Raw genomic sequence first — 7,530 nt, 5'->3', positions numbered from 1 at the left:
AGATGATTATGGAAAAGCAATCAACTATTCCCAACAGGCTATTGACCTATTAAAAACAATGGATGAACCAGAGCTACTGGTGGACGCACTCCTCTATTCGTCTTATACCTATGTGCTGAAAGGAGAACCCGCCGAAGGGCTAAAGTACGCCTCACAAGCGATCGACATTGTGGAGCGGATAGCTCCTAATGGACTACAGGCTGCCCGGGCATCAAACGTGAGGGGGAACGCCAATAAGTTCCTGGGCAATTACGCCGCAGCACTTCACGATTACGAACGCTCAAAAAACATTTCTGAAAAATTAGGCCTGAAGCGAGGAATTATGACCAGTGAAGCCAATACTGGCCATGCCCTGCTGCTACAAAAACGCTACGATCAGGCATTGCCCCACACCTTGCGGGCCATTGAACTGATGCAGGAAATTGGCGACAAACGCAATTTGCGGGAAAACCTACATCATGCAGCAGATAGCTACTTGGGCCTGGGCGATTACACAAACGCCTATCGCTACATGAGCCTGTATGAAGATGAAAGAGAACGCGAGGTTGAGCAAACAATCAATACCCTGAAAGATGGCCTGGCCGATAAATACGAAGCGGGTCAACGCGCCGCCACCATTGCCATGCAGGAAGAACAAATTGAAAGGCAGCAGAATTTTCAGTTGCTCCTCTGGGGATTTGTGGCTTTATCCCTGCTTACTTCGTTGTTGATCTACCTTGGTTTGCGTTCGCGGCAAAAGGCCAATCGCCTGCTGGGAGCCGCCAATCAACAACTGGGAAAAAGGAACCAAGAAAACGAACTGCTGCTCAAAGAAATACACCACCGGGTAAAAAACAACCTGGAAATGGTATCGAGTTTGTTGCTCCTACAATCGCGTCAAGTGGATGATCCAAACCTGCGCGAAGTGATGGAAGCAGGGCAAAACCGCGTGCAATCCATCGGCATCGTGCACCAAAAATTGTATCAAGGCGATAATTTGTCGAGTATCGACATGAAGGATTATTTTATCAATCTGAGTGAAAGCATTTTGGATACCTTTGCAGCGGAAGATCGGGTTCAGATTGAATGCATCATGGACAAGCTGGAATTGGATGTGGATACTGCCGTACCATTGGGGCTGATTGTGAACGAACTGCTGACCAATGCCTTGAAATATGCCTTCCCGAATGGGCAAAGTGGCGTAGTAAAAATCCAACTGGAAACGACCGACGCTGACTCTCTGCGCCTGGAAGTAGCCGACAATGGCGTTGGCAAAACACCCCAAACCAAGGGTACCGGTTTCGGATCACAATTGATCACCCTACTGACCCAACAACTCGGCGGCACCTTACAGGAAGAAACACAAAACGGCACGCTGGTGCGTTTGGAATTCAAGAGAAACCGGGCAGCTTGATGTACAGCTTATGGAGTCAAACAAAGTAAAAATTTTGATCGTAGAAGATGAGATGCTCATCGCCGCCAAAATATCCACCTTGCTCACCGAGCTTGGGTATGAGGTGACGGGTATTCTCCCTCGTGCCGAAGATGTACTTGTACAAGTAGAAGAAAATGTCCCGGATATCGCCTTGCTCGACATTCACCTGAAAGGCAAAATGGATGGTGTAGAATTGGCGCTAGCGCTAAATAAAGAGCGTGAAATACCCGTGATTTTTCTGACGGCCAACACCGACGACGCCACCTTCAATCGGGCGAAAACGAGCAAACCCTACGCCTTTATCTCCAAACCCTTCAAAAAACTGGACCTCCAACGCGCGATTGAACTCACCCTCAGTCGCATGGCCGATAACCAAACGCCAGAATCCGAGGAAAGACAATCCGAGGAAGCTTCCTTTATTTTGAGCGATCGTATTTTTGTGCGGCACAAAGACTCAATGGTCAAAATTTTTCTCGAAGACATTTTGTACATCGAAGCGGAAAGCAACTATTGCCGCATTTTTACCAAAAACAAAGAATACCTGCTGGCGATCACCCTGAAAGTCATGGAAGAAAAACTTCCCACCAAACATTTCATCCGTGCCCACCGCTCCTACATCGTCAACCTTGCCCAGATCGATGAAGTCAGTGAAAACCACGTCATCATTGCCCGCAAAGCCATTCCCCTCAGCAGATCGCTGCGGGAGGAATTGTTGAAACGGATTCAGACGATTTGAGTATTCCTTGCTCGTTTTTGCTCCACTCAAAAATCCCCCAGCTCCACTCAAAAAAACCATCCTTTCGTCCTCAGGTATTTGCAAGTCGTGGTGTATTGCTGCTTTTTTAGGGCATCATTTCACTAACACTAAAGCATGAGACACAATTACCACTTTTTCAGCATTGCTTTCCTGCTCAGCGTCGCCTGGCTACTGTGCATACCTGGAACCTCCGCACAAGCTCCCGTAATCCAAGCGCCATATGGCGTCAAAATCACGGTTTCGAGCAACCGGGGTAAGATTTGTGAAGTTCCCCTGGCTTATTTTGAGGAGAACAAGGACGGCCTAACTAATGGACTATTTGAAACTGACTTACGCGTTGCGCGTTTATTGAAGAGGGCCTTTGACCAGATACCACGAAGCAAATATTTCAAAGCCAAAGTAGGGGAACCCATCACCATCACTTTTGAATCCGACTCGAAGGATACCCTTGGGGCTTTTGCGAGCACGGGCCTGTATAACCCCATCATTGAAAATGGTGGTTTTGCGACTCCGAGTTTTTTAGACATAGGGGAATATCGGGACGGAAGCTTTACCTTGTATCCCTATGCCGAGCGTGGAAACGGAGCTAGAGGGATACTTCAAGAGGTAATACAAGATGATCCGACCACCGGTACTCGAAAATATACCCGGAAAGTCACGTTTACTTTCACGCGCCCAGCGGAGCAAGCTTGGCTATACGCTCCAGTTTCTTTATATAGTTATTGTGGCCCAAATAGATTAAATTGCCCTATTTATGGCCTGTCTAACAATCTCGTACTCCCCTTTGTGGTAGAAGGCATCATCCCCGAGGAGGCCCCTATTCTCGGCACGATTACCGAGCCGCAAGTGCCCTATCTGGTTTTGCACGACCCTCCCGGCGATGGTAGTTTCACTGAGTTTCAAACGACCGAGACTTCTTGCCGCAGCCTGGAAACCAACGTTGCTACGGACGAATCCAACTCCTACAATGCCAATGTGAAAATTGGGGTGAAAGGATCGATTGGGTTGATTGCTACCGTTGATTATGAAGTTTACGCTGAAATCAGGGGCAGTGGGGCTACGGGCAATGTCCAGATCCAAAGCAACACCCGACAAACCTGTGTCACCATCAGCAAAGGTTTTGCCACCTCGAATGCGGCAGATGGCTCAGATGTGTTCATCGGTTATGGGATGAACATGAATTATGGCTTATTCCGCAGCATTGTAGCAGATACCAAACTTTGTCGAGGCCGGATTGACACTGGCCTGGTGTATGCAGCTATTCCAGAATCGATTCGACAGTTTGTGTATACCAAAGAAGGCATTGAAGCAGATATTGCCGCTTTACAGCGCATCGTGGCAGATTCCGTAGGCGTTCGACCCAACAATCGTGCAAAGTTGAAAGCCATCAACGACGCCCAAAACCAAATCGATGTCTGGAAACAGGTATTGCAACTCAACGAAGCCAATAAAAGTAGCTCCGCCGCTACGGCTCTGTTTGAAAACATTTCATTCAGTGGCGGTGCCGGGCCGATTTCGCGGGAATCTTCCATCGAAATTACCGATACCAAAACCATAACAACTGAAAACTACATCGACGGGGCTTTTGGCTTACAAGGGGTGGTCAATATTGGCGGCTCTGGCTTCTCAGGCGGGTATGAATACAAGACCCAAAAGCGCTTTGGCCAAACGGCTTCCCAAAGTGGTACAACGAGCAAAAACATCCGCTATACCTTCCAGGATGATGATCCGGGCGACAAATTCAATGTGGATGTGGTACGTGACCCCATGTACGGTACGCCAGTGTTTAGGGTAAAAGCTGGCACAATCAGTTCCTGCCCTTTTGAAGGTGGCTACCAACGCGACCAGCCCAAACTCAAACACGATGGCCAAACGGCGAATACCCTTACCAAACAAGGTATCCCGATAAATACTTCGGCTACCTTCAAACTGGATTTGTGCAACGAGTCGAATGAAGCACGCACCTATAATTTGAAGCTCAATCCACAATCCAACCTCAACGGTGCCGTTGTAGCGGCAGCTGGTGTAGCGCTCAATGGCAATGACCTGGGGCAAACCTTTACCATCCCGGCCAATAGTTGTGTACAAGACTTGATCCTGGAGGTGCGTCGGCTCTCCGACGCCAGCCCGCTTACTTACCCGAACCTGGAGGTATTTATGTATTCGCCCTGCGATCCCGATATTACCTCCAGCGTGTTGGCATCGGTCTTTTTTGGCAATGCCACTACCAGCACCAAAGACCTCGGCGACGCCAGTTTGTTGTCGGTTTTCCCTAACCCTACCAATAGCCAACTTCAAGTTAAATTGCTGAGCGATGACCCTATAGAGTCCTTTCAACTTAGTGACCTAACCGGAAAGATTCTACGCCATTCAAATCAAAAAATGGCTTTGCAACAGGTCGACCTGGATTTGAGCACATTGCCCAAAGGCTTGTACGTACTGCAGGTGCGTTCGGGCGAGCGGGTTTATGCGCAGAAAGTGCTATTGCAATAAACGTACAATAGGTTCTTTTTTTCAGCGCACTGCTGCACGATTGGGGTAGCAGTGCGCTTGTTGTAATGGCTCTGTTCAACGTATTTGGTTGGGGACTTATAGTGTTAAACACGAATTCCTACTGAAACAAAGCATCCATAGTAATAGACTGATGCACCAGAGATTGGGCATGAGTATTTTGCACCAGCCCGTAAGTTGTGATAAAGGTTAACCAAAGGGCTTTGTTCGTTTTGGTCAACTCAGCAAAAAGGCTCATTTTTTTCCGCAAATTATCAGCATACTCTTTTTCAATGGTAAAAGCTTTCATTGAAAATTTCATTTCGCAGAGGTTGATCACGTGGTCACGGCGATCAATCAACAGGTCGATTTGCGCTTTGTCTGTTCCATTGCTTCCAATCCACGCCGAGGTTTGGGTTTGGACGCTATTGATTCCCAAAGCGTTTTTGAGTTGAGAGAGGTGCATGAGGCACACTTGCTCGAAGGCATAACCACTCCACGCCCTTATTTCGGGTGTATCGATGCCATTGATCCAGTAGTTGTCATCAAATGGACTGTTGTTTTTAATGAATTTCAGGTAAAAGAGGGAATAAAAGTCGGTCAGTTGATAAATGGCGTTGTTCTTTGGCTTCCCGAAAGTATTGTACTTACGGATGAAATTGCTTTCTTCCAATTCTCTTAAAACCGCAGAGGTATTGCCCCCATTCGGCAATTTAGTGGCTTTGAGTAAGGCATCACGTTCAAGTCCGATTCCTTTTTTGGCAAGGGCTTCAATGACTGCAATGTGCTTATCCGCTTTTTTAAACAGGGTGGCATAGAGTTTATCAAACTCATTCCGCAGTTTTCCTTTTGGCTTAAAACACAAATCATTGATGTTTTGGGTGGCACTTTTACGAGGGTCTATCATATCCAAATAGAAAGGTATACCACCAAAAACCATGTACAATTGCAGCAATTGATAACGGTCAAAGCCGACTGATTTTGCTTTGAAAAAGGTTTCACATTCAGCCAGAGTAAAGGGATCAAGTTGAATTTGATGGGTCACTCGGTTGTATAGCCCACCTGTATTATTGATGAGTTGATTAATCATCCAGGATGCTGCCGAACCGCAAACAATCAATTCAATATCCGTTCGCGCACTGGCCCAACTGTTCCAAAAATGCTCTAACGCCGATATAAAAAACGAATTAGGTGTATCCAACCACGGCAGTTCGTCTAAAAATAAAACTTTTTTTCCCGCCAAATGCAGCGACTCTATCGCCTTGATGAGTTGTTGAAATGCTTGAAACCAATCTTTTGCGGGTAGGTTGTCTTCCAATTCCGGGAAGTACCGAACCAGGGCAGAATGAAAATTAGTCAATTGTTGATCGGTTTCAACGTTGGCAATACCTGTCAAATGAAAAGTAAATTGTCCCTCATAAAACGAACGGATTAAAAAGGTTTTGCCTACCCTTCTACGACCATATACAGCGACAAAAGCCGACTTGTCGTCAGCTTGGACAGATTGCAAAATTGCCAATTCTTCTACTCTTCCTATTATTTTAGCCATTTTATAACCTTAAATATGGCTTAAATATAGACAAATCAATTGATTTTAGCCAAAAAAATATCAAATTTATGGCTAAAATTATTTTTTCAAAAAATCTCCCTCTCCCACTTACCTCTCCCCTACACGCTGCAATTAAGGATTAAACATTGCTTGATCTATCAACACCAAAAACGAGCACCATGAGAAACATCCTAATTGTCGCAGCCCTATTCCTCAGCACAACAAACCTGCTTTCCGCACAATCTATGGCTTCCCTGTCCAATGTCAGTCAGGCGAAGCTGGAAGTATCCAACGCCGTCCATTTTATCGAACAAAACATCCTCCTGGCGCTGACTGCTGGGGTTCTTTTTCTCGGCGTCATCTTCATTTGTTATGTCGTCAAAGAATACACCAACTCAAATCAGGCCCAGAAAGCTAAGCACAATCACTTCCTGAGCCTCATCGTATTGGTTGTTGGTACGGGCCTGTTTTGCAGCAGCTGCGGCGTAGCACAGCCGATGCATGCCGCAGCATCAGACCTTACCCAAGAGCATATTCAAAGCGGGTGCCCGCATCACCAGGCCAATCAGGAGTCAGTTGCTTTTGCCAACATTTATCGAACCATCGGTTACCCAGCACAGCGCACTTCGGTATGTAAGTTCTGTGGACAAAGAATTGTGAACACTCGGGATTGAGCTGATATTCTGAATTTCCGTTTACCTAAAATCAAAAAAACATGTCATCAACAACTCAAGCGATGGCTACTGCCGCTCCCGTTGCGGAAAACCAGCGCATCGAAACCATTGACATCCTCAGAGGCTTTGCACTTCTGGGCATTTTATTGATGAATATTCCTGGCTTTTCGATGGCCGATTATTATTCTGAAGCCTTCAGAAACGACCCTGGGACTTTCAATTTTTGGCTTTATCAATTCATCGGAGTCTTTTTTGAAGGCAAGATGCGCGCCATGTTTGGCATGGTGTTCGGGGCAGGCTTGCTGCTGTTCATTGCCAACAAAGGCACCAAAGGCGCTTCTGTTCATGCATTGTACTATCGGCGCATGTTTTGGCTCCTGCTCTTCGGGTTGATTCACGCCCACCTCATCCTTTGGATCGGCGAGATCCTGTACCTCTACGCCGTTTGTGGCATGATTCTGTACTTGTTCCGCAATGTGGCAGCCAAATACCTGGTGTGGGCGGTGCCCATCGTAGCCATCGCGAGTTTTGTAGCCGGAACCATTCAATACCAAAACATCCGGGCAAAACGCATCGCATATGTAGAGGCGACAACAGCCCAAGGCCAAAATCAAGCCCTCACGGCAACCCAAACCAAGGCATTGGC

Annotated in this window: 6 protein-coding genes; 5 read left to right on the top strand and 1 reads right to left on the bottom strand. The window is 46.8% G+C overall.

Features of this window, described 5'->3' with window-relative positions:
* The 3 genes from SFV55_RS16855 to SFV55_RS16845 form a co-directional block, all read left to right on the top strand.
* Positions 1 to 1,393, top strand: a 1,393-nt coding sequence (locus tag SFV55_RS16855) for a sensor histidine kinase (protein WP_320030698.1), incomplete at its 5' end; no start/stop codon positions are given.
* A 10-nt stretch (positions 1,394 to 1,403) separates the two neighbouring features.
* Positions 1,404 to 2,150 carry a LytR/AlgR family response regulator transcription factor gene (locus tag SFV55_RS16850; RefSeq protein WP_320030697.1) on the top strand — a complete coding sequence of 249 codons (747 nt, stop codon included), beginning with the start codon at positions 1,404 to 1,406 and terminating at the stop codon, positions 2,148 to 2,150.
* A gap of 135 nt (positions 2,151 to 2,285) precedes the next feature.
* Positions 2,286 to 4,664 carry a T9SS type A sorting domain-containing protein gene (locus tag SFV55_RS16845; RefSeq protein ID WP_320030696.1) on the top strand — a complete coding sequence of 793 codons (2,379 nt, stop codon included), beginning with the start codon at positions 2,286 to 2,288 and terminating at the stop codon, positions 4,662 to 4,664.
* A gap of 118 nt (positions 4,665 to 4,782) precedes the next feature.
* Here SFV55_RS16845 and SFV55_RS16840 read toward each other — a convergent pair whose 3' ends face one another.
* Complete coding sequence (locus SFV55_RS16840; RefSeq protein WP_320030695.1) at positions 4,783 to 6,210, bottom strand: ATP-binding protein; 1,428 nt, start codon at positions 6,208 to 6,210, stop codon at positions 4,783 to 4,785.
* A 179-nt stretch (positions 6,211 to 6,389) separates the two neighbouring features.
* On the opposite strand from SFV55_RS16840, the gene SFV55_RS16835 reads away from it, so the two are divergent.
* Positions 6,390 to 6,884, top strand: a complete 495-nt coding sequence (locus SFV55_RS16835; RefSeq protein ID WP_320030694.1) for a hypothetical protein — start codon at positions 6,390 to 6,392, stop codon at positions 6,882 to 6,884.
* Between the two features lie 41 nt (positions 6,885 to 6,925).
* Positions 6,926 to 7,530 (top strand): DUF418 domain-containing protein (locus SFV55_RS16830; RefSeq protein WP_413776716.1); only part of this gene is annotated, 605 nt, incomplete at its 3' end.

The sequence above is a fragment of the Haliscomenobacter sp. genome (assembly GCF_033763495.1).
Lineage (GTDB): Bacteria > Bacteroidota > Bacteroidia > Chitinophagales > Saprospiraceae > Haliscomenobacter.
Note: the sequence above shows the minus strand (reverse complement) of the source record. Positions and strands in the feature narration are given on the sequence as shown.